Raw genomic sequence first — 20440 nt, 5'->3', positions numbered from 1 at the left:
ACCCTTATTTTCCTGTCCCAAGATTTCGTTCATGATTTCGAACTAATTTATAAACATATCTACAAAGAAGCACTACAAGTATAAGCGCTATCCCATAGCTGAACGGTCGTATGTAGGGCTCGACACGATTCCAGTTTTCTCCCAGTTTATAACCAAGATAGGTTAACACCAAATTCCAAGGCAAACATCCAAGAAATGTGAAGAGAACAAAGCGAGAAAAATTCATTTTTGCAATACCTGCAGGTAAAGATATAAATGTGCGAATGATGGGCAAATTCCTTCCGAAAAAAGCCGCGTATTCACCATATCGGTTAAACCAGTGCTCCGCTTTTTTGATATGTTCAGCTTGAATCCATACGTATTTACCGTATTTCTCTATCAATGTTCTTGCCCCAGTTGCTCCTACCCAATAAATAAGGATAGATCCTACTAAATTGCCTAATACACCAGCGCTAACAACCTCAAAATAATTAAAAGCACCTTTTTGAATGAAAAAGCCTCCAAAAAGCATGATAACTTCACTTGGGATGGGAATACAAGCGCTCTCCAATAACATCCCAATAAAGATTCCCAATACTCCGTAACTCGTGATTAATCCGATAGCGTTATTTGAAATCCATTCAATTAACTGATGCAATAAAATCACCTCAATCGTATATTTTCGAGCAAATTTGTCAGTAAGACACCTCTATTAAATCTCGCTTCCTACTTTAACAATAAAAAATGAGAATTAAATGAGAACTATTCATTTACCGGTATAAAATAAAAAAAACGAAAGACATGTGTCTCTCGTTTTTCTCATAAGCGATTTAACTAAATAAATTTTGACCCAAATAGTTGTCTTTACTTGCTACACCCGGAAGTACCGCAAAGTATCCTCCACCCGTAGTCGTCGTGTAAGATAACATCTGATCGGGCATTTTAGGGTTTGTTAAACGCTTTTGAATGGACTCAAACTGAGTTTGTAAATTTCTATTAAAACATACAAATAAGAGGCCTGCGTTCATTCTTCCCACACTATCTAGATTCTCCATAAAGTTGTATCCCCTACGAAGAATTCGTTCACGCTCGGATTTCTCACCATCTCTTGGATTGGAGAGTCGAATATGGGAATCTAGTGCCGTAGTATCACCTTTAGAATCTGATGCGAAATTGGGTTGCTCAAATTCGTTTTTACCGTCCATCGGAGCGCCAGAAACTTTTTGACGACCAATAATTTCTTCTTGATTGGAAAATGGTTGCTGATCCCATGTCTCGATTCGCATATTAATGCGTCGGACGACCATATAACTTCCGCCTGCAAGCCATGGATTTCCGTCAGCACTGTCAATCCAAACGTTATTTTTCATAAAAGCTTCGTCATTCAGAGCGGGATTGTTCGTACCGTCTTTGAAACCGAACAAATTACGTTTTGTACCATCCGATTTAATGCCTAACTGACCTGTTTGCTGCCATCTCAAATGTGCAACACCACGCGCCGCTTTAGCCAAATTCCGAATGGCATGGAAGCATACCATAGGATCGTCGGAACAAGCTTGAACGACAATATCCCCGTGTGTCAACTGATCCTGCAGAGAATCTTTGTGAAAAATAGGCATCTCTGTGAGACCTTGAGGCTTGCGCGAACGAAGTCCAAAACGGTCTTTTCCCTCTTTTTCAAAAAGAGTACTGCCAACAGCAAAGGTCAGAGTAAGCTTCCCTGTAGACAGTCCGATTTGCTCCCCAGTGTCTATTGGAGGAAATTTGCCCTCTTGCGGTTCGGCTGCTAGCGGTTTCCCCTCCATTAAGGTGGCCGCCATTTCCGTCCAAGTTTTGAATAATTGCTGTAACTGCTGTCGATCATCTACGGTTATATCAAATGCTGCAACATTTGCAAAGTTTTGCTGCGGAGTTATGACACCGGCCTGATGGGTACCGTAAAAAGGAATCGTTTCAGCCTTGCCATCAGCAGCAGCATCTTGTTTTGTTACAGGAGTGCCAAGTTCATGTTGCTGCTCCTTGCCGATAAAATCTCCTAGAATCAATCCAGCGGCACCAGCGGCAGTCATTCCTAGAAATGTACGACGATTTATTTTGTCTCCCATAGCGATGTCATACTCCTTTATTAATTATTGTCCTAATGTTCCAGGCATTTTTACAAGTGGTTCTGCTAATGCTTCCAATTTATTTTTCAAATCTATTTGCTTCGATTGTTCAATTTTTGCAAAATCATTCCATGTCGTTCCCACTGGAGACAAGGTATTCATAGCTTCAATAACGCTTGTTAAGCTTTTACTAATTTTATCATCAAGTGCAGCATCTTTCTTCTTTAATTCAACTTTTACAAGATCGTAGATTTGCTGAGCGCCTTCTACATTCGCTCTAATTACAGGTACTGTTGCACCGCTCCAACGCTCTTCTTCCCCCGTAATCTTCGAGGTCTGCGCTTCTTCCATCAGCTCACCAACACCAGTAACAAAATCTGTTGCTTCGATGTTAGTTGCAGCAATACTTTGTTGCATTTTCTTACCGTCTTCTAGCAATCTCGCAGCGAAAGGTTCCGCGTCTTTTACTGCTTTTTGTACAAATAATAAGTTCTCAATACGGTGGTAACCTGTAAATTCAGGATCTTTTTCATCTTTAAAGTCGTCTACGCGCGCATCCATCACACCATCAAGCTCTTTGAATTTTTCAATTACAGGCTCAATTCTTTCATAAGGCATCCGCGATGCAACATAGGCTTCCTGCGCTTTTTTCAAATCACCGCTTTTCACAGCTGCGTTTAATTGTTCCAATAGCGAGACCATTTGATTACCTTGGTCTTGTACGTATTTATTATAAGCCTTCGTGGCTTCTTGCAGAGCTTGTGAACCTGAAATCGCCGCGTCGTTTACTGCACCTTTATTCTCGTTTAGAGAAGTGCTCAGCTCTGTTAATGCACCTTTCAAACCGTCATTTAGCTGGCCCAGAATCGCAAAGTCGAGCTTATCTTGTGTTAATCCTGCTTCCAATGGTGCTAAAAATTTCTCAACTTTTACATACAGTTCAGGGTATTTCAGTTTAACCTCATCTTCAAAGGTAGCCCAGTCAACAACCAGCGAAGAAGATACCTTTTTAGGATCAGTTAATTCCTTTTTATCTAACTGTCCTTTCAAACCATCAATTGTCTTTAGAAAAGCTGCTGCTCCTTCTTTAGCTGGCACTTTTGTTACATTTGGTGTAGGGCTTGCCACGGGAGTTGCGCCAGTTGTTGCTGCAGGAGCCGTTGGCGCCTTGCTGCACCCTACAGCTACAAGTGCGATAGCAGCTGTTAAAATGATTAATTGTTTACGTTTATTCATAGGAAAAACCTCCAAATGTTAGTTTTCTTTTATAATCAAAGATGTTTTTCTGAGTTTCATCGTTTTACGTGCATCCGTTAGAACCGCAATAAGAGCACAGATAAGAAGAACAAACTGAGGAATTGCACTTTCAAGTGTTGGATACAAAGCAAGGAACTCCCAACTCGGTAACCAAGAGGCTGTTGTCGCAGGTAAGTAACCTGCCAGCTGCAAGCCATGTACCCCCATGCCCGCAAATTTAAAGCAAAGATAAAAAACGAACACACTTGAAATTAGGAAAAATGGACGCATCGGCACCTTCATTCCGATCTTCAAGATCAAGAAAGCAACAACAATCAATATGCCGACCCCGATTAAAATACCACCTAGCAAAGAGGTTATCGAGATCGAAGATGCCATGCCAATCATGAATAGAGCCGTTTCGGTCCCTTCGCGGAAAACCGCTAGAAAAGCCAACAAACTTAGTGAAAAAAGGCTTCCTGTAGCTAATGCTTTTACGCTTTGATTACGTATGTACTGCTGCCAATTAGAGATATTAGATTTACTGTGAAGCCAATAGCTCATATAAGCCAACATGAGTGCTGCAAATATCCCGGTACAACCTGCAATTAGGAAGTTGTTGTTACCAAAAGCACTTGTGGAAAATAATTGTTGCACGATAATGCCCAGCAGAATACTAACGAATAGTCCTCCGCCTACGCCATACCAGATCCAGCGCTTCTTATCTGCATGGCCTGACTTGGTCAGAAAGCCTAGCAAAGCAATAATGACAAGAAGGGCTTCCAATCCTTCTCTTAACAAAATGGTCGTGGCATCAAGCATGGTATAGCTTGTTTTACCTGCTAATGGTCCAAGAGCTTCATGCATGCGTTCAACCGTCATGGCGGCTTCTTTGGATTTAACGGGTTCTGCACTCAGCAATGCATAAGTTGTAACCATGTCCCGTTCCATTAAGGCATATACCGCTGAAGACTGTGTTAAGACAATACTTTCGATGTCAAGCCAAGAACTCCGAAGTTTCTGAATATTGGCTTTTGCTCCCTCAAAATCACTTTGTTTCAATTGCTCCTGCGTTGTTTCAAGCAAAGTAACCAAGGAGGCAATCGTAACTTTTTCCGTGCTTTGTGCCACTTGTCCGAAAACATCCAGCTTCCCGGATATGAAGCTTGTATTTAATTCATGAAGCACTTTCAATGTATCTGTAAGATTGGCTTGATCAATGGGCTGTTTCAAAGTGGCAAATGAAACCTCTCCCATCGCTTGCTCGATCTTTTGATAAGCGGCTAGTGAAGTTACTTTAATGCCTTCCTCTATCGTAAGCCAGTTTACTTGAAACTTGTCGAATAACTTAGATGCATCCTCTACCTTGCCGCTCTGGGCTAATTGAATCGCTTGTTGGATGTCCACATCGGCCTTTTTCAGATCATCTTCCCCATTTGCACTCGCTGAAATCGGAACAATCAACATCATAAGAAGGGCTATCCAACTAATTATCAAAACTTTGCGCATATACCACCACACCTAATAATAATTTTTAAACAAATTTCATTAACATTGATTATCATTATCGATTCACTCAGTCTATTCTACTCTCCTTACTGGATCTGTCAATTGCAATTATTACAATCCCTCGCATGAAATATTATACATTCACTTGTAATCGCTTACATAAATTCATCAAACAAATTCTTAGCCTCGTTTTCAAAATGCTGTTGACATCAGAAGTGATAATGAATATCATTTGCAATATCCTAAAAATGATTCTCAGTAATAAATTGGCATTATACAACCATACCGGAGGGATACTCTTTGCGAAAAATTGTTTTAACCATTCATTTGTTTCTCAGTTTAATTCTTGGAATCTTTGTTGTAGTTACCTGCACAAGTGGCAGCCTTTTAATGATCGAACCCGACGTTGAACGGTTCGTTCATCCTATCGGCCAACAACCAACACCCGGAGATGTTGGAGTTAAAGTCATTCAGCAGCAGGCAGACGCGATGAACCCTAATTTGAAATCGGATCGTATTGAATGGCCTGCTCAAGATGGGTTCTACCACATCCATCTTACCAAGGAAGGTGGCAAAGATGCGGGATTAGTCTATGCGGACCCTGGCACGGGTAAAGTCTTTGGAAAAGTGCAGCAAGAACGTCGTGAACCATTCGCGACTATTTATAACTTGCACCGTTACTTTTTACTAACAGATGTAATAGGCAAACAGCAAGCCGCTTACTTCGTCGGATTTCTAGGTATAGGATTGCTACTAATCCTTCTGACAGGTATTTATTTATGGTGGCCAGGCCTTCGAAAATGGGCACTTGGTTTTCGTTTCATACGAAATCGGGGTAAACTAGCCTATAATATGAGCCTACATAAACTCGTTGGCATCATTTCTATTCCTGTGTTATTGATCATCACGCTAACAGGTGTCGTTAATGCTTATGAGAAATCAATTCCTGTATGGTTTGGCTTTACTGCAAAGGATACTATACCTGCCTCAGCTTTACAGTCAAAAAGCAAAGATCAACCAATGATCGGCATTGAGAATGTTGTTAGTCTGGTTGAGAAATCTTACCCGGAAAGTACATTGACAAAAATTCAGCTTCCACTCAAGCCCGGGCAATCCATTCAAGTTGGTTTGAAAGAAGGGTTTGGTGCATCAAACAGTAACAATACCACCGTTTACATGGATGCTTCCACCGGTGATATTTTATATAAAACAAATCCAGATCTCTCCATTAACCTTTACAACACATGGAGAAAAGGACTTCATTTTGCTACTTGGGGTGGGGAAGCCACCAAGCTTATCTACTTTGTATTTGGAATGACGCCTCTCCTGTTAATGTTCACTGGAATTATCATGTGGCAGATAAAAGCACGTGCCCGTAGAAGAAATGCGAAGAAAAAAACTAATGAAGCTATTGCTGCGTAACTAAAAAATACATAGTAAAGAGCACCGCGGAAAGCTTTCACGCGGTGCTTTTATTTGTTCCGCGATCTCTGCCTGGTGGAGAGCTAGCACAGATTGTATACGTCTAAAGCTACCTTCAATGAAGTCTGTCTTTAATCTGTTAAATTGTTAGCATGGTAGCATGGTAGTATAACTCCTTGAGAAGTTATGAAGGCCGTGTTTAAATGTAACAATAGCATGAAATGACACGATAGGCTTGCGTCATGGCTTAGTACCATAGCGAGAAAGAAGGCTTTAGAAGTGAAAAGAACATTCATAGATTTGTTATTTATAACAGTTGGTGCACTAGCTTTTGCGTTGGGCATTAATGTGTTTGTCATCCCTCACGAGTTGGGCGAGGGTGGTGTGGTTGGCATTACTATCATTTTATATTATTTGCTGGAATGGTCTCCAGGTTGGACAAGCTTGATTATTAATCTGTTACTGTTGGCAATTGGATGCCGTTTGTTAACAAGAAAGACAGTATTATATACACTCGTTGCCGTTTCTCTCCATTCATTGTTTCTTCATCTGACCCAGGGTTGGCATATTGCTTCAAACGATTTAATTGTGAATTCCATTTTCGGAGGGGCTCTGGTTGGATTTGGCATCGGACTTATTGTTAGGGTAGGAGGTACGACTGCTGGCACTGTTATAATAGCCAAGTTGATGAACAAGTTCTGGGACTGGAATATCAGTTTTGCGTTGTTGTTGTGCGATGTTCTTGTTGCATTGTGCTCTTATTTTATCATTGGCGCCGAAAGACTAATGTTCACCATTATTATGCTTTTCGTAGCTACCAAAGTGATGGAGTTCGTGATAGACGGATTGAACCCAACGAAATCTATAACGATTATTTCCAAAAAACAAGACCAGATCGCTCAACAAGTAAACACTCTTATGGATCGAGGTGTTACGGTCTTAAGCGGTCATGGTTATTATACGAAGACTTCCATGAATATTCTCTATATTATCGTCAAGAAGCAGGAGGTTGCCCTGCTGAAAAACATCGTAAAATCCGCGGATCGCGAAGCTTTCATGACAGTTCAAAATGTGCAGGATGTGTTCGGTAAAGGTTTTGTTGACATTCAGAATTCTTAAAACTCTGTTTGTCATTTCAAAACTTACTTGTCAAGCAACTGTTAAATTACAAATTGGTTTTGAAATAAAGAAAGCCAGCAAGCATAAGGATTTGCTGGCCTTCTCAGTGAGAAACAAATTAGAAGACTTGCTGAACTATCGTTTTCGTTAGCACAATTATAAATTTCTAATGTTGTAAAAATAAAATAATGTCTTCATGTGTAAATGCGGTAAGCCAACTATACGATAAGTCGAATAGATACGCATCTATCTCTAACCACGGCTCTATATTTTCAAAAAATGTCTTAACATCAGCTGTTTTTACCTTAAACATTTCCTTTTGTCTTTCCAAATAAAAAATTAGTTCTCCCTGTTCATTCCAGTTTATCGCGTTCTCAAAGGTTACTACTTGCGGCTTATTTCTTAATGAGTTCCATATTAAATGACCTCGCTGTATTTTTTCTTCTACTGCAAATTCCCTAATGAGCCTTTTTAATATGATACTGGCATCGGAATGTTTTATTTTTTCCATACGTTTGCCCCTGTTAATTAAAAATATAATAAACTTTTGTTTTCCACACTACTTCCCGATTGTTGAGCAAGTTACTGGCGATGCTGAAAACTGTTCATAAGTTTGCTAATGTACCTTTTAACTCAACTATCGTGCTCCGTTAATTCAATTTAGACTGATGTTTGTTCATTGATAAGCCAATCAGAGTTTAAACCGAGGAATTTCTCCAAAGGGTTGATGTGCTCACGAATCTCTCACGCCTTTCGAACAGGAGGCGAGTAAAATACGTCAGCATGCATATGCTGAATTTTGTCCCAGTTAGCGGGATTGGTCGTGTCTGGAGTGCGGTGCTCCAGAATGGCCTGATATAGGGCGGATTTTTGTTCTAAATGGGCAACGTGCCGTTTGGCTTCTTCGAGCTGAATGAGTGCCTCTTCTTTATGCTCCATCATGAGTGCGTAGCGTTGCGGAATGGTCGAATCCCCTTCGAGACAGAGATCGACGTACATTTTTATGACTTCAATCGGCATCCCGGATTGCTTGAGGCATTTGACGCCATGCAGCCAATTGATCGATTCTTCGTCGAACATCCGGATGTTGTTTTGATTGCGCTGTACGCTTGGCACCAAGCCTTTATCCGTATAAAAGCGCACGGCGTGCTCGGTTAGTCCCGTTATCAAGGCGGCTTCTTTGACCGTATGCATTTGAAATCCTCCTTGGAAAATAAATTTATAAATGTGGCTTGCCTTCGTGTAACACGAAGGTAATAAGCTTACTGTAACGCAAATCAGCCGTGAATGGAATCCTCGCTGCGATGCCCGATTCCCGGATACGCGCCGTTTGTTGCATTACATTTGAAATAATGGGAGGAATCACAATGCAAACCGTAACATTGAACAACGGAATAAAAATGCCGATTATCGGCTTCGGTGTCTACCAAATTCCCGATGCTGATGAATGCGAGAATGCGGTATATGAGGCGCTGATGGCCGGTTACCGCCTGATCGACACCGCCGCTGGTTATCTGAACGAGGAAGCAGTCGGACGCGCGATCAAGCGCAGCGGCATACCGCGCGAGGAGTTATTCGTCACGACCAAGCTTTGGATTCAGGATGCTGGCTACGAGAGTGCCAAGCTAGCGTTTGCCAAGTCTCTCAAGAAGCTACAGCTCGACTATCTCGATTTATACCTTATTCACCAGCCGTTCGGCGATTACTACAGTGCTTGGCGCGCCATGGAAGACCTTTACCGCGAAGGCAAGATCAAGGCGATCGGTGTTAGCAACTTCCTGCCCGACCGTCTGATGGACCTTATTGTGCATAACGAAATCGTGCCCGCCGTCAACCAAGTCGAAACACACCCGTTCTACCAGCAGACCGAGAGTGCAGCTTTTATGAAGGAGCAAGGAGTGAAGCACCAGTCATGGGCTCCGTTCGCTGAAGGGCTCAACAACATGTTCGGCAACGAATTGCTGGTTTCGATCGCAGAAAAACACAATAAGTCCGTCGCCCAGGTCGTTTTGCGCTGGCTAGTTCAGCATGAAGTCGTTGTAATTCCAAAATCGGTGAGAAAAGAGCGTATCATCGAAAATTTCGACATTTTCGATTTTGATTTGAGTACGGACGATATCGAACAAATTTCCACTCTCGATACACAGAAAAGTCTTTTCTTATCCTACCACGATCCGAAATTCGCCAAGATGCTGGGCACCTTGAGAGTCGATCTTTAAATCTTGATCTAGCCGTAAACTCATCACGCGAAATCCTCATCAATTAAAAAAGGACAGGGCGCCCCCTGTCCTTACTTTACTTGAATTCCAAAATCTAAGAATAGCAAAACTGCTTCCGCTGTAACAAAATCTATATTCACACCAATGCAGGAAACAGACAGAACCACCAAGACCTCCTGAATTATCTGCCCTATAGCTTAATCCCCTCTACTGTTAATCGTAGAAAAAACGTTCACCACCCAGAGTTGATGTTGATGTTAGATGACAAATTGGTTTTGAAATGAAGAAAGCCAGCAAATACAAGGTTTGCTGGCTTTTCGTCAAGTTTAATATAACAAATAAAGTTTTGAAATGGTTTTAGGGGGAAATTGTTTGAATTTCAAATTAGTTTTGAAATACTTCTGACAAATTAATTAAAATAATCTAAGTGAGTAGAACGTCCAACTAGGTTTACAGACTTCGAGTAGGCCCATGCGCAACTGCATTGGCCCATCATAGATCCGGACTTGCAGGGCATCGGATCCAACCTATCAGTGCTATCCAAATTGAGAATAATGTTCGTTATGAAGTTCAGCGTGGGTTATGAATATTATTCACTTTCCATCAGCTTAAACAGTACTTAATATCTTGACTCCCGAGTCTGCCTCTTGCTCAGATTCATTAAATGCAACCCTGATTTCCCAGCCCTTGGCTCTAAATATGTTCATTTCCTCTTGATTTATATAACTAGCATTCATTCCAAATACAAATAAATGCGTGGGTCTGCTCATAGCAACATACAATAGATTTCTTTCAACCCACTCTTTATCATAATTAGTGTTATCAAGACCATAAAATGACTTGAGCATTTTCGTATGTATCATACCTGCTTCATTCGAATCTATTAATAATACAGATCTATGTGTCTCACCTTTAGCAGAATGAATTGTGCCGAAAACCAGAGTTTGGTTGTCATCATCAGCATTCTCAGTTGCACTAGGATCATGGATTAATTTTATTACGCTTGCTATTTTCCCAAATACCGCATTAGTACTATTTATTGTACCAGTATTCTTTTCATTAAGGATGGCATTAATAGCATTCTTCAAATTGTTAATATCTAGTTGTCCTTTTTTTATACTTTTAATCATACATTTCTTTAGATCAGTTTGTTTGGAATGTTCTCTTACCCATTGTTTATGATCAAAATTAAAATCCAAATCTTCTACTTGAGAAAGTTTATTATAGATAAGATCATTAATTAACTTTGATATATGACCAGTATGCGATTCGCTATTTTTTATTTTATAGTTCGAAACGCTTTGGTGATTAGTAACTGCACGATATTCATTAATTGCTAATTTCCTTGTCGATAAGATACTATCTTTTTTTGTACTCTTTGAAAAACTCTCATCAGAAAGGTACTCAGAAAAAAGCTTCTTGTAATAAGGAATTAATTGCTCATTTTGATTATAAATAATCAAAACTGGGTTAAAAGACTTATTTTCCTCCGAACATTCTATTTGAATGCCATTTACTATATGAGGAAGATGCTTAGCAATCTCATATCCAAACCTATTGCAAATTTTTAATTCAAATTTGTTTTCATCATCAACAATGGGCATTTCTCCATAGAAATCAAGAGTCTGGTTAGGGTCACCAACAATCTGAAGTACGTTATCCTCACTTGAAAATATATCTTTTAATATAGTGAGGCTACTTGCTTTCGTATCTTGAAATTCATCAATGAAAACGTATCTAAATCTTTTTCTTAGTAATGCTATGTTTTTTCTATGTCCCAGAGCAGCTTCAGCGAATAAAAAAGTATCATTAAAAGTAAAAAAACCGAGTTTTTTTAATTCCCATTTAACATTGAACATATGAGTTTGATGCTTTTCAAACTTATCCCAACCTACTGTATTTTCCAAGTTGACTTTATCCGTCTGCTTATCATAGATTAGATTACACTCTTGAATTCTTCTGATCACAGCACTCTTAGGTCCACTACTCCACCGCCCGAAATAAGAGTTTTTATGCACCAATGTGGAAATTAATGATGAATAATCGTCATTTTCAGCAAATCGTAAGTTTATCGGATTTATATTCTTTTTTATGTATGGAATAGCCAAAAAAGTATTAAGAAATTGATGAACTGTCCCTACAAAATGTGGATGATTAATTTGCGATAGACCTAACATTCTTAGAAATTTATTTATCTCGTCCACTGCAACATTAGTTTGAGTAATAATACATACTGCATCCTTTGAATTTACACTAGCAATTTTCATCAAGGTTAAAACTATTTTCGCCGCTAAACAAGTTGTTTTTCCGACCCCCGGCCCTGCGATAATATATTTTGATTCCATTAACTCAATAAATTCCCGCTGATTTTCATTGAACTTTTTGTTGCCTAGTATAGTCTTCTCGACTAAATCAAAATCATCTTGGTTAAAAACCATCTACTCACCACCCGTTACATGCCTTATTGCATCAATTAGATATTTTAACTTGGAGTCATTAGCAATAGTTGAACCCAATTCACTTCTCTTATCTAAGATTTTCGCTGATAACAATTGTGATACAACTGATTTTGAAACATTATGGTCAATCATAAACTGATACACTTCAGAAGCTCTTTTCTCAGTATCAGAAATACCTTCCCATTCTTCTTTTTTTGAAGTTCTGTTCTTTGCCTCTTTATAATTTGCTTCCAAAATAGAGTTCTGCAGCAATGAAGATAACCCGCTTTCGGCTATTGCAAACTCCAATGTCCATGGGGAACTGATAAATACTTTTGTTTTTTCAACTTCATGCATGTAATTCCCTTGTATTTCTTTTGCTCTTGCTGTTGTTATTTCTTCGTATTTTTTCGTGTTTTTCTTTACCAAAATATCATAAATAATTTGTCTTTGTTCCTGAGTTAACTTTCCCTCAATAATTTTATTTATTTTATTAATAAGAATATCGAAAGTATAGTACAAACCTATAAGTGACTCATCTTGAACAGGAGATATTATCTTTTTAATCTCTTGTTCATCCTCATGATCTAGCTCAAAGTAACATATGCTCTCATGATAATATGATACTGGTTTCATGTCTAAATCCGTTACTATTGAAACTGGGAAGTTAAGTTTAAGATTATCTTTTCTAAGAAAAATAGATGCATATCGCTTAAATGCTAAATTACCTACATTTATAATCGATACTCCGTAGTCATGAAGCGGTCTATTAATTACTTCTGCAAGTGTAGGAATTAATAAGTTTTCTGCGTCACCTTCAACACAAATTATTCCTTGTGCAAAAAACATATTTGATTTTGTTGCATCCAAAAATCTCTCAAGAAATTTATAATCGTCTGCTTCCAAAAATGTCAGACCAGACCTCATAGGGTATGCAGCGCTATTGTAAATAAGAATAATATGTTCAAGAGAAATGGATGATGCTAACATAGGACTATGTGAGGTTAGGATGTATTGTATCCCTTCATCCTTACTTTTCCTCTCAAAATATTTAATTAACCTTAGTTGCGATTGCGGATGTATGTGTGCTTCTATTTCTTCAATCAAGGCAATCTTTGCCCCTATTGTATTATCACTTAATAGAAGTAACTCTGCGGCCATAAATAATAAATTTGAACTACCTAGTCCACTACCGACATCGCCCAGACTTAGTTCTAATTTCTTTAACGCCTCTTCGAATTTAATTATTTTCGGATTTATTTCTGGACTTTTCTTTCGATTTTTCTCAAAAAAGGCCTCGATAACCTCATTCATCTTTTCAAGTACTGGTTTATCTATAATTTCCTGTATTTCACTAAATGCACCTGAGAGAATATCTTCAATTTTGTTTCTCGATTTACCACTATTGTTTTGGAAATAACTTAAATTCTTAAGAATCTGCGCAAATCTAGACCTACTTCCAGAGCTCAGTTCTAGTTCAGCATCTCTTAATGGCTTTAAGTATGTGACAGTTAACAGTTGTTTGACACTGTCACTTAACGGTTGCTCTCTTCCTTCCTCACCACCAGAAATATTTCTAGTTATCTTGGATTTCATATTTATATCTACTATTTGTTCTGCTTCCAATAAAATTCTCAAATAGGAAGTACTCTCCTTAAAGTAAATCCATTCAAAGAAAAAAGCCTCCTCATCCTCTGATAATTCCTTGAATATGTATTCTATTTTTATTGATTTGCTACTATCATGAAAATCAGTCTCTCTGATCCATGATGAATCTTGACTATTTGTATTTAATCCCAATTTTATTGCATCAATTATTGCTGTTTTTCCAGAATCGTTTTCTCCAACAATTACGTTTAAGTTCGCATTAAACGATATTTTCACTCCTGGCTGGCCGTTTTCACGTTCCCCAAACTTTCTCCAATTCCATATACTCACTTCGTTGAGATACAATTTACTCAGCCCTTAGAAATTATTTATAAGTCCAAATCTTCACAATTATTTGATTCATCATTTTAGCATTTCGACACATAATACATTATTCCTACTAAATTCTTCATCGCTTTGCTTGAAAATAAAAACCACTCGCGGCAGCAAACTTAATACAACAAAACTGGCTCATAGGAGCCAGCTTTTACTATGTTTTTTTGCAACTGTCCATTGAAAATAACGTCTTAGACTGGAATCTTTGAATAACGCGGTTTTCGAATAGAGGAACCGTCAGCTTTTAAAGTACTTAATCCAGGCTATCCAAATCTTAGAGCGACTGCCTTCGTTCAATAGTAACGATTCCATTACACCAACTTCCGTTCAGATCGCTTAGAGGTTAATGAATTGTATTTTTTCAAAGTATTCCTCATCGTTTAATATTATTTATTCACAGTTAACCATCTGGGGAGCAGAATCTTTGCAGGACCATGACCTTGATCCACTAATTTCCGACGCGTTTCTTCCTCAAATTTTTTGGCAAATTCAAAGTTCCCGTTAACTGAGTATACTTGCCTATAAGATCTGATTAACTGCATAATGTTTAAGATTATTGACTACAGAGATGTCGTTTATTAAAACTTTTTTTCTATTAAACAATCTTTGTTGTCTATTAACTTTCTCATATTTATTAAAAAGCATCAGAACGACTTCAGGAGATAGTGGAAATGCAATTTGATCACTAAGGTTTGAAAAGTCTGTATATGACCCTGCTGTTGCAAAAATGTTATTCATACTTTGTCTTTGGACGACAGGATGATCAGATGTGTAAAATTTTTCGGTTGTCTTATTGATACCAATTACCCAATAATAGTTATCAATCATATTATTTTTAAGTCTTCTAACAAGGCTATACGAATTAACTGCTAATAATCCAATATGCAAGTAATCGATATTCATAGGTATTTCAGTCGGTTCATAACTGTTTAGCCCCCTAATTGAATTGGAGAGTACCTAGGGAAATGAGGTACTATTAAATAAAGGGGGCTGAACGGAATGAGACAACGAAACAACGCATTCAAAGATGTTCGTAACAAAGTGGCGCAAGAAGCTTTAGCCGGAATTAAAGTTGGAGTTCTTGCAAGGAAGTATGACGTCTCACCAAAGACCATTCGAAACTGGGTAAAAGAGTTTCAAGATGAATTTGGAGCAGACGCACTACCTACGATCGACGAACGCATTAACGACTCCAAACGATTGGCTGAGCTTGAAGAAAAATACAATCGAGCTTTAAAAGCATTGGGGGAAAAGGAACTTGAGAATGAAGTTCTGCGTGAGCTCGTAAAAAAGACGAGCCCTGCCTCAGTGATCGACTCCACGTTGCACAAACGTTTATTGGGCAGGGAAACGCGGTAGTTACAATACTAGAACTTACTGGAGTCGCTTCTTCGACGTACTACGACAGGAGAAAGTCCGAGCAACGAACCACGACGAAGAAAACAATCGCAGTACTTCCTGGTAGACCCGTGACAAATTACTCTTTTACGCACTCAGGTGAAGCCGTCAGTGATGAGCAGATCGAAGAATGGCTGATGGAACTCGTTTCCGGTGAAGAGCATAGCTATGGCTACTTGATGCTGAATGAATGCTTGCGTATCCAACACAATCTGGTCATCAACAAGAAGAAAACGTACCGCCTATGCAAGAAGCTTGGCATCCTTCATCCGCAGCGGCGAAAGAAGATTCATTATCCACGGAAACTGGCTCGTAACCACACGATCAAACGTTCAAACCAACTCTGGCAGCTCGACATTAAGTACGGCTATGTGGCAGGTTATGACCAGTTCTTTTACATGGCGGGCATCATTGATGTGTTTGACCGCAGTATCGTAGGATACCATCTGGGCTCTAGCTGCGACGCAAAGCAGGTCTGTCAAGCAGTAAGAACTGCCCTACGTTTACGTTTAACAGATGTTGAGGAAATGCCCATCATACGCACGGACAACGGTCCGCAATTCGTTAGCAAAGCCTCTGTGAGGACGAGAAGATTACGCATGAGCGAATACCGCCAAAGACGCCAAATATGAATGCCTACATTGAATCTTTTCACGCAACACTGGAGCGAGATTTACTCACGAAAGAGGTTTTTGGTACATTCCAGGAAGCATACGACGCCGTTGCCTTCCCAACGGTAAGTACCCATCTCATCTTTCAATGTACCTACTTGCAATAACCTCTTTGAAATAAAATCATCAATGATGCCATCACGTCCAATAGTGCCAATAATGATTACTTCTTTTTCAGATTTCAAAGCCTCAAGATCCATTTGTATAGGAGCACTCTGACCTGTTACACGGTGAATGTCTTGCTGCAAATCTTTAACTGCACGGTGAACCGCGGGTTGCTCATTTTCTCCTACGTAAATTGATGCCACAATCTCTTTGGAGGCAATAGCGAAATCCTTATAGTTCCCGTGTTTCACGATATAACTTGACATTGTATTAATCTCCTATAATTAAATTTTTATATTCTTTTCACGAGTAACAGCTTAGCCAGATAGTCCTTTATAGAAAAATTGGTTCACAGATTTCTCAGTACGGATCGTGGTAGATTCACCGCGTGCCGGATAAACAGTCATGTTATCTGGCAATAAAAATAATGTCTTTTCAACAGTTTCCAATAGCAGAGGCAGATTACTTCCAGGAAGATCAGTTCTGCCTATTCCACTTTTTAATAATGTTTCTCCAGTAAGGACAAATTCATCAAATATATAACTGACTCCACCTACTGAGTTACCAGGGGTTGCGATTGCTTTAAATGATACACCGCCTAATTCATAACTTTTCATTTCCAAATCAAATTCTGCCAATTTACTTATGACGGGAGAAACCTGTGAACCATCCAAGTCCGAATTACTCAAACCAGCTTTCTCTAATGGATTCACGTAAACTGGAATATTATATAAGTTGCTAATAATTTCAATTGAATAGATATGATCATAACGGAACCTTGTTAAACATATAGCTACTGGTTTCATGTTTTCTTCTTTCAGATAAGCTTCAATTTTTTCAACATCTATGTATGGATCGAAAATAATACACTCTTCCCCATTACTTACGACATAGCAGTTTACTTCATTGGACTTCGACCTTATTCTTTCTATTTTCTGCATACGGCAACCTCCATTTTTGCGACCTTACGAGAAATGACTTATTACGCTTTAATTGATTTTATTTAGAAACCGAAGTACAGTTTTGCATTATTGTAAGATATCCCTTGAACTAACTGCTTTAACAGTTGCTCATCATTTGGAATCTCACCTGCTTCCACCCATGTTTACACTACCTCTCGTTGTTATGTGAAGCATCCCAAACAATAATCCGGTAAACTTTTTAATTACCCTTTCTCAGAAAACGAGCAAATAATGCGCTTACACTATTGTGTAAGGACTTAAGCTCTCTAGCTCTCTACGCAACATATTACATTTGCCCCTTTTTTCGAGCAAGGCATAAAATTCTAAGGATACACTAGATTCTAAATCGTTCTTTTTTATTCAACTTATTCCATAAAACAGTCTATTTCAGACTGTACTGTATATAATTCCACTCTTTTCTCTCTGAAAACCAATAACCTCTGTTGTTAAAATATGCTCCCCATTATTATCATATCTGCTATAAAGTCCCTAAGACTGTATCTTCTTCCCTAATGACTCCCATAAATAAGAAGCACTCTGGATGAATCCCAGAGTGCTTCATTATTCATTTAATGTCCTGATGGCTTAGCTAAACCAACTTGGTCAACAAGCCTTTTACTTTCATCATTCAAACCAATAATCATAACCTGTTTATTCAACTGTTGATATTTCAACGTAGTTTTTGCAATTGCTGTTACTGCAGAGTGGTCCCATACGTGAGAGGAACTAAAATCAATGGTTACTCGATCCGGGTCGTTTTTATAGTCGAAGAGATCTACAAAGTGTGTCATGGTACCGAAAAATAGTTGACCTGTAATATTATAAATTTTCTTTCCAGTAACTTCGCTTGTTACAAGTGCCTTAATTCTAGCAGCCTTCCAACCAAAGATCACAGCACTAAGAACGACACCAGAAACAACACCAATTGCCAAATCAGATGTGGCTACCACAATAGCTACTGTTACGAGCATTACCAGCGCATCGCTTCGCGGAATTCTGCCAATTGTCTTTAGTGATGACCAATCAAATGTCCCGATAGACACCATAAACATGACACCAACTAATGCAGCCATCGGAATATTTTTGACAACATCCCCCAATACTAGGATTAAAAAGAGAAGGAAGACACCCGAAACAAACGTGGATAGCCTCGTTCTTCCACCTGACTTTACGTTTATCACCGTTTGGCCAATCATTGCACAACCTGCCATACCGCCAAATAAACCAGAAACGATATTCGCGATACCTTGACCTTTTACTTCTTTATTCTTGTCACTTTTCGTATCCGTCATCTCATCAACAATGGTTGCCGTCATCAAGGACTCTGTTATCCCGACTACCGCTAATGCTAATGAAAAGGGCAGTATGCTCCAGATTGCATGAAACGATAATTCAATATTGGGAAGATGGAAGAATGGTAAAGCTTGCGTAATTTCACCCATATCCCCGACCGTCCGGAGATCTAAGTGCATGCTCATGGAAATGATCGTCATGACAATAATAGCAACTAGCGCAGAAGGTACTGCTTTGGTCAGCAGTGGAAGTAAATAAACAATAGCAAGTGTTCCTATAACCATCAAATACATCTGCCAGTTCGCATCTACAAAGTTAGGGAATTGTGCCATAAAAATAATAATAGCTAATGCATTAACGAAACCAGTGACCACGGAATGTGGGATAAAGGTAATGAACTTTCCAAATTTTAATATCCCCATAAGATACTGAATGATACCCGTAAGAATCGTCGCGGCAAATAAATACTCGATTCCGTACTTGGCGATTATCGGCCCCATCAGTGACGCCATCGCCCCAGTTGCAGCCGATATCATCCCTGACCGACCACCCACGATTGAAATGGTTAACGCAATACAGAAGGATGCGTACAAGCCAACCATCGGGTCTACGCCAGCTAAGATCGAGAAGGCAATAGCTTCAGGAATCAGCGCAAAGGCAACCGTCATCCCCGCAAGAATATCCTTTCGCGGGTTCGTAAACCAAGCATTTTTCAAATTTTGGTACAACAAAAAAACTTCACTCCTCTACGTATTTATTGACTCTTCAGTCTCAAAAAATATACGATCCGCTCAATAATCAAAAGGTATGTCTAATGAACTTTCCACTTTCAGAAAAGTCGGGTCCGATAGTCAACAGATACTATTATACATTCATTCTTCACACATCACTACCCTTTTTCAATGAAATTTCCCTTGATACCTTAGCTTGTACATATAAGGTGAAGATCACATCATTTAAATGATCCAAATCCTTCTCATTTAGCCATGTTTTTTACCAATTATTTAAAATAGATTTCATTATTTCACACCAATCCTCCGGATGATCTGACCTCTAACTACCATTCTATTCAAGAGCGTTAAGTTCTCAAATCGGCAATAAAAATCACAAGGAACAAAGCCCTTGAATTTGATACTGCCGAGGGGGTAAGCCTACGCGCTTTTTAAATGTACGAATGAAGTGAGAGTAATCATTAAACCCTACCAGATAACATGTATCCGTCGCAGTGGCTCCTTCACGAAGCAGAAGCTCAGCTTTGGCGATTCGCTTTAACAATATATACTCATGAATTGTGTTACCCATATGCTTTTTAAATATCCGGCAAAGATAAGAACGGTTTGTGAGCAGAACTTTCTCGAGAGACTTTAGCGACAAATCCTGGTCTAAATTATCGTCAATGAAAGTAACGAGGTATGACAGTTTATGTGGAATCATGACCTTATCCAATTGTTTATCCCGATTCTGAGAAACTCGGTTAATGCACACAAGCAATTCGATGAGAGCAGTTACAGTGAGAATTTCAGACCCAGGTAACACTACCTGAGAACTTTGCTTTTCCAAGTATTTAAACACTTTCATAATGTCCTTAACTTGCTCTGGCATTAAGGATATATGCTTTCTCAGACTGCAACCATGGCTGCTAAAGCATTCTAATAGATTAAATCGTGGAGAATTAAACGCTAAGATCAACGAAGAGTCGAACTTTATCTCTATATATTCACAACACTGATTTTCTGTTTGAAAAATCAAACGATACCGCTCGGTGTTACTTATCATTAAAATGTCACCAAATTGCAGCGGATAAACCTGGTTTTCAATTACATAGTGTACGTCACTGGTCAGAAATAAATAGATCGCATATAGATCTTGATTTAGGTGAAAATCGCTCGGATTAGGAATTTCCTTACACACATGCTTGAAAATAATCAACTGGTCTACATTACGATATTGTTCATTCATGATAGATCTCCACTCTACTTTGCCCGCTATTCATTTTCTGTA

Annotated in this window: 19 protein-coding genes; 5 read left to right on the top strand and 14 right to left on the bottom strand. The window is 38.9% G+C overall.

Going from position 1 to position 20440, the window contains the following annotated elements; all coding sequences use genetic code 11:
* Positions 1 to 4: 4 nt before the first annotated feature.
* The 4 genes from ACKTT9_RS05130 to ACKTT9_RS05115 all read right to left on the bottom strand — a co-directional run bounded on the left by ACKTT9_RS05130 (position 5) and on the right by ACKTT9_RS05115 (position 4829).
* On the bottom strand, positions 5 to 643 hold the full coding sequence (locus tag ACKTT9_RS05130) for a DedA family protein (RefSeq protein ID WP_407872968.1): 639 nt from the start codon (positions 641 to 643) through the stop codon (positions 5 to 7).
* A gap of 166 nt (positions 644 to 809) precedes the next feature.
* The gene (gene efeB / locus ACKTT9_RS05125) at positions 810 to 2084 is read right to left on the bottom strand and encodes an iron uptake transporter deferrochelatase/peroxidase subunit (protein ID WP_407870748.1); all 1275 of its coding nucleotides are present in this window, start codon (positions 2082 to 2084) and stop codon (positions 810 to 812) included.
* Between the two features lie 24 nt (positions 2085 to 2108).
* Positions 2109 to 3320, bottom strand: coding sequence for an imelysin family protein (locus ACKTT9_RS05120; protein WP_407870747.1), 1212 nt, complete (start codon positions 3318 to 3320; stop codon positions 2109 to 2111).
* A gap of 18 nt (positions 3321 to 3338) precedes the next feature.
* Positions 3339 to 4829, bottom strand: a complete 1491-nt coding sequence (locus ACKTT9_RS05115; protein WP_407870746.1) for an FTR1 family protein — start codon at positions 4827 to 4829, stop codon at positions 3339 to 3341.
* A 300-nt stretch (positions 4830 to 5129) separates the two neighbouring features.
* Here ACKTT9_RS05115 and ACKTT9_RS05110 point away from each other — a divergent pair, with 300 nt between their 5' ends.
* Positions 5130 to 6251 carry a PepSY-associated TM helix domain-containing protein gene (locus ACKTT9_RS05110; RefSeq protein ID WP_407870745.1) on the top strand — a complete coding sequence of 374 codons (1122 nt, stop codon included), beginning with the start codon at positions 5130 to 5132 and terminating at the stop codon, positions 6249 to 6251.
* A gap of 279 nt (positions 6252 to 6530) precedes the next feature.
* On the top strand, positions 6531 to 7370 hold the full coding sequence (locus ACKTT9_RS05105) for a YitT family protein (protein WP_407870744.1): 840 nt from the start codon (positions 6531 to 6533) through the stop codon (positions 7368 to 7370).
* A 166-nt stretch (positions 7371 to 7536) separates the two neighbouring features.
* Here the strand turns inward: ACKTT9_RS05105 and ACKTT9_RS05100 are convergent, their stop codons facing one another.
* Positions 7537 to 7881 carry a hypothetical protein gene (locus tag ACKTT9_RS05100; RefSeq protein WP_407870743.1) on the bottom strand — a complete coding sequence of 115 codons (345 nt, stop codon included), beginning with the start codon at positions 7879 to 7881 and terminating at the stop codon, positions 7537 to 7539.
* 233 nt (positions 7882 to 8114) lie between these two features.
* Positions 8115 to 8564 carry a MerR family transcriptional regulator gene (locus ACKTT9_RS05095; RefSeq protein WP_407870742.1) on the bottom strand — a complete coding sequence of 150 codons (450 nt, stop codon included), beginning with the start codon at positions 8562 to 8564 and terminating at the stop codon, positions 8115 to 8117.
* Positions 8565 to 8737: 173 nt separating this feature from the next.
* On the opposite strand from ACKTT9_RS05095, the gene ACKTT9_RS05090 reads away from it, so the two are divergent.
* Complete coding sequence (locus ACKTT9_RS05090) at positions 8738 to 9589, top strand: aldo/keto reductase (protein WP_407870741.1); 852 nt, start codon at positions 8738 to 8740, stop codon at positions 9587 to 9589.
* A 608-nt stretch (positions 9590 to 10197) separates the two neighbouring features.
* On the opposite strand, the gene ACKTT9_RS05085 is transcribed toward ACKTT9_RS05090, so the two are convergent.
* The 3 genes from ACKTT9_RS05085 to ACKTT9_RS05075 all read right to left on the bottom strand — a co-directional run bounded on the left by ACKTT9_RS05085 (position 10198) and on the right by ACKTT9_RS05075 (position 14838).
* Positions 10198 to 12027 carry a UvrD-helicase domain-containing protein gene (locus ACKTT9_RS05085; RefSeq protein ID WP_407870740.1) on the bottom strand — a complete coding sequence of 610 codons (1830 nt, stop codon included), beginning with the start codon at positions 12025 to 12027 and terminating at the stop codon, positions 10198 to 10200.
* A complete protein-coding gene (locus ACKTT9_RS05080; protein ID WP_407870739.1) occupies positions 12028 to 13980 on the bottom strand; it encodes an ATP-dependent nuclease in 1953 nt (650 codons plus the stop codon). It abuts the gene before it with no gap.
* 549 nt (positions 13981 to 14529) lie between these two features.
* Complete coding sequence (locus tag ACKTT9_RS05075; RefSeq protein WP_407870738.1) at positions 14530 to 14838, bottom strand: DUF4238 domain-containing protein; 309 nt, start codon at positions 14836 to 14838, stop codon at positions 14530 to 14532.
* Positions 14839 to 15009: 171 nt separating this feature from the next.
* Between ACKTT9_RS05075 and ACKTT9_RS05070 the strand changes: the two genes are divergently transcribed.
* Together ACKTT9_RS05070 and ACKTT9_RS05065 are read left to right on the top strand one after the other, a co-directional pair.
* Positions 15010 to 15369 (top strand): transposase, encoded by a 360-nt coding sequence (locus tag ACKTT9_RS05070; RefSeq protein WP_127458802.1) that lies wholly within the window; start codon positions 15010 to 15012, stop codon positions 15367 to 15369.
* A gap of 110 nt (positions 15370 to 15479) precedes the next feature.
* Complete coding sequence (locus ACKTT9_RS05065) at positions 15480 to 16040, top strand: transposase (RefSeq protein ID WP_407870737.1); 561 nt, start codon at positions 15480 to 15482, stop codon at positions 16038 to 16040.
* A gap of 41 nt (positions 16041 to 16081) precedes the next feature.
* Here the strand turns inward: ACKTT9_RS05065 and ACKTT9_RS05060 are convergent, their stop codons facing one another.
* The 5 genes from ACKTT9_RS05060 to ACKTT9_RS05040 all read right to left on the bottom strand — a co-directional run bounded on the left by ACKTT9_RS05060 (position 16082) and on the right by ACKTT9_RS05040 (position 20398).
* Positions 16082 to 16450: a hypothetical protein gene (locus tag ACKTT9_RS05060; protein ID WP_407873196.1), complete on the bottom strand. Its 369-nt coding sequence runs from the start codon at positions 16448 to 16450 to the stop codon at positions 16082 to 16084.
* Positions 16451 to 16501: 51 nt separating this feature from the next.
* A complete protein-coding gene (locus ACKTT9_RS05055) occupies positions 16502 to 17125 on the bottom strand; it encodes an MBL fold metallo-hydrolase (protein ID WP_407870736.1) in 624 nt (207 codons plus the stop codon).
* A 62-nt stretch (positions 17126 to 17187) separates the two neighbouring features.
* Positions 17188 to 17283 carry a glucuronate isomerase gene (locus ACKTT9_RS05050; protein WP_407870735.1) on the bottom strand — a complete coding sequence of 32 codons (96 nt, stop codon included), beginning with the start codon at positions 17281 to 17283 and terminating at the stop codon, positions 17188 to 17190.
* A 432-nt stretch (positions 17284 to 17715) separates the two neighbouring features.
* Complete coding sequence (locus ACKTT9_RS05045; RefSeq protein ID WP_407872967.1) at positions 17716 to 19167, bottom strand: SulP family inorganic anion transporter; 1452 nt, start codon at positions 19165 to 19167, stop codon at positions 17716 to 17718.
* A gap of 376 nt (positions 19168 to 19543) precedes the next feature.
* Positions 19544 to 20398, bottom strand: coding sequence for a helix-turn-helix transcriptional regulator (locus ACKTT9_RS05040; protein WP_407870734.1), 855 nt, complete (start codon positions 20396 to 20398; stop codon positions 19544 to 19546).
* Positions 20399 to 20440 lie beyond the last annotated feature (42 nt).

Source organism: Paenibacillus sp. P36 (assembly GCF_045866505.1).
GTDB lineage: Bacteria > Bacillota > Bacilli > Paenibacillales > NBRC-103111 > Paenibacillus_E > Paenibacillus_E chondroitinus.
This window is presented reverse-complemented; position numbering and strand designations above follow the sequence as displayed.

What these genes read in the sequence shown, in the direction of transcription:
- ACKTT9_RS05075 (WP_407870738.1), bottom strand. Translation starts at nt 14,838, where the DNA reads ATGATTGATAACTATTATTGGGTAATTGGTATCAATAAGACAACCGAA.
- ACKTT9_RS05115 (WP_407870746.1), bottom strand. Translation starts at nt 4,829, where the DNA reads ATGCGCAAAGTTTTGATAATTAGTTGGATAGCCCTTCTTATGATGTTG.
- ACKTT9_RS05100 (WP_407870743.1), bottom strand. Translation starts at nt 7,881, where the DNA reads ATGGAAAAAATAAAACATTCCGATGCCAGTATCATATTAAAAAGGCTC.
- ACKTT9_RS05040 (WP_407870734.1), bottom strand. Translation starts at nt 20,398, where the DNA reads ATGAATGAACAATATCGTAATGTAGACCAGTTGATTATTTTCAAGCAT.
- ACKTT9_RS05090 (WP_407870741.1), top strand. Translation starts at nt 8,738, where the DNA reads ATGCAAACCGTAACATTGAACAACGGAATAAAAATGCCGATTATCGGC.
- ACKTT9_RS05060 (WP_407873196.1), bottom strand. Translation starts at nt 16,450, where the DNA reads ATGTCAAGTTATATCGTGAAACACGGGAACTATAAGGATTTCGCTATT.
- ACKTT9_RS05070 (WP_127458802.1), top strand. Translation starts at nt 15,010, where the DNA reads ATGAGACAACGAAACAACGCATTCAAAGATGTTCGTAACAAAGTGGCG.
- ACKTT9_RS05085 (WP_407870740.1), bottom strand. Translation starts at nt 12,027, where the DNA reads ATGGTTTTTAACCAAGATGATTTTGATTTAGTCGAGAAGACTATACTA.
- ACKTT9_RS05095 (WP_407870742.1), bottom strand. Translation starts at nt 8,564, where the DNA reads ATGCATACGGTCAAAGAAGCCGCCTTGATAACGGGACTAACCGAGCAC.
- ACKTT9_RS05120 (WP_407870747.1), bottom strand. Translation starts at nt 3,320, where the DNA reads ATGAATAAACGTAAACAATTAATCATTTTAACAGCTGCTATCGCACTT.
- ACKTT9_RS05055 (WP_407870736.1), bottom strand. Translation starts at nt 17,125, where the DNA reads ATGCAGAAAATAGAAAGAATAAGGTCGAAGTCCAATGAAGTAAACTGC.
- efeB (WP_407870748.1), bottom strand. Translation starts at nt 2,084, where the DNA reads ATGGGAGACAAAATAAATCGTCGTACATTTCTAGGAATGACTGCCGCT.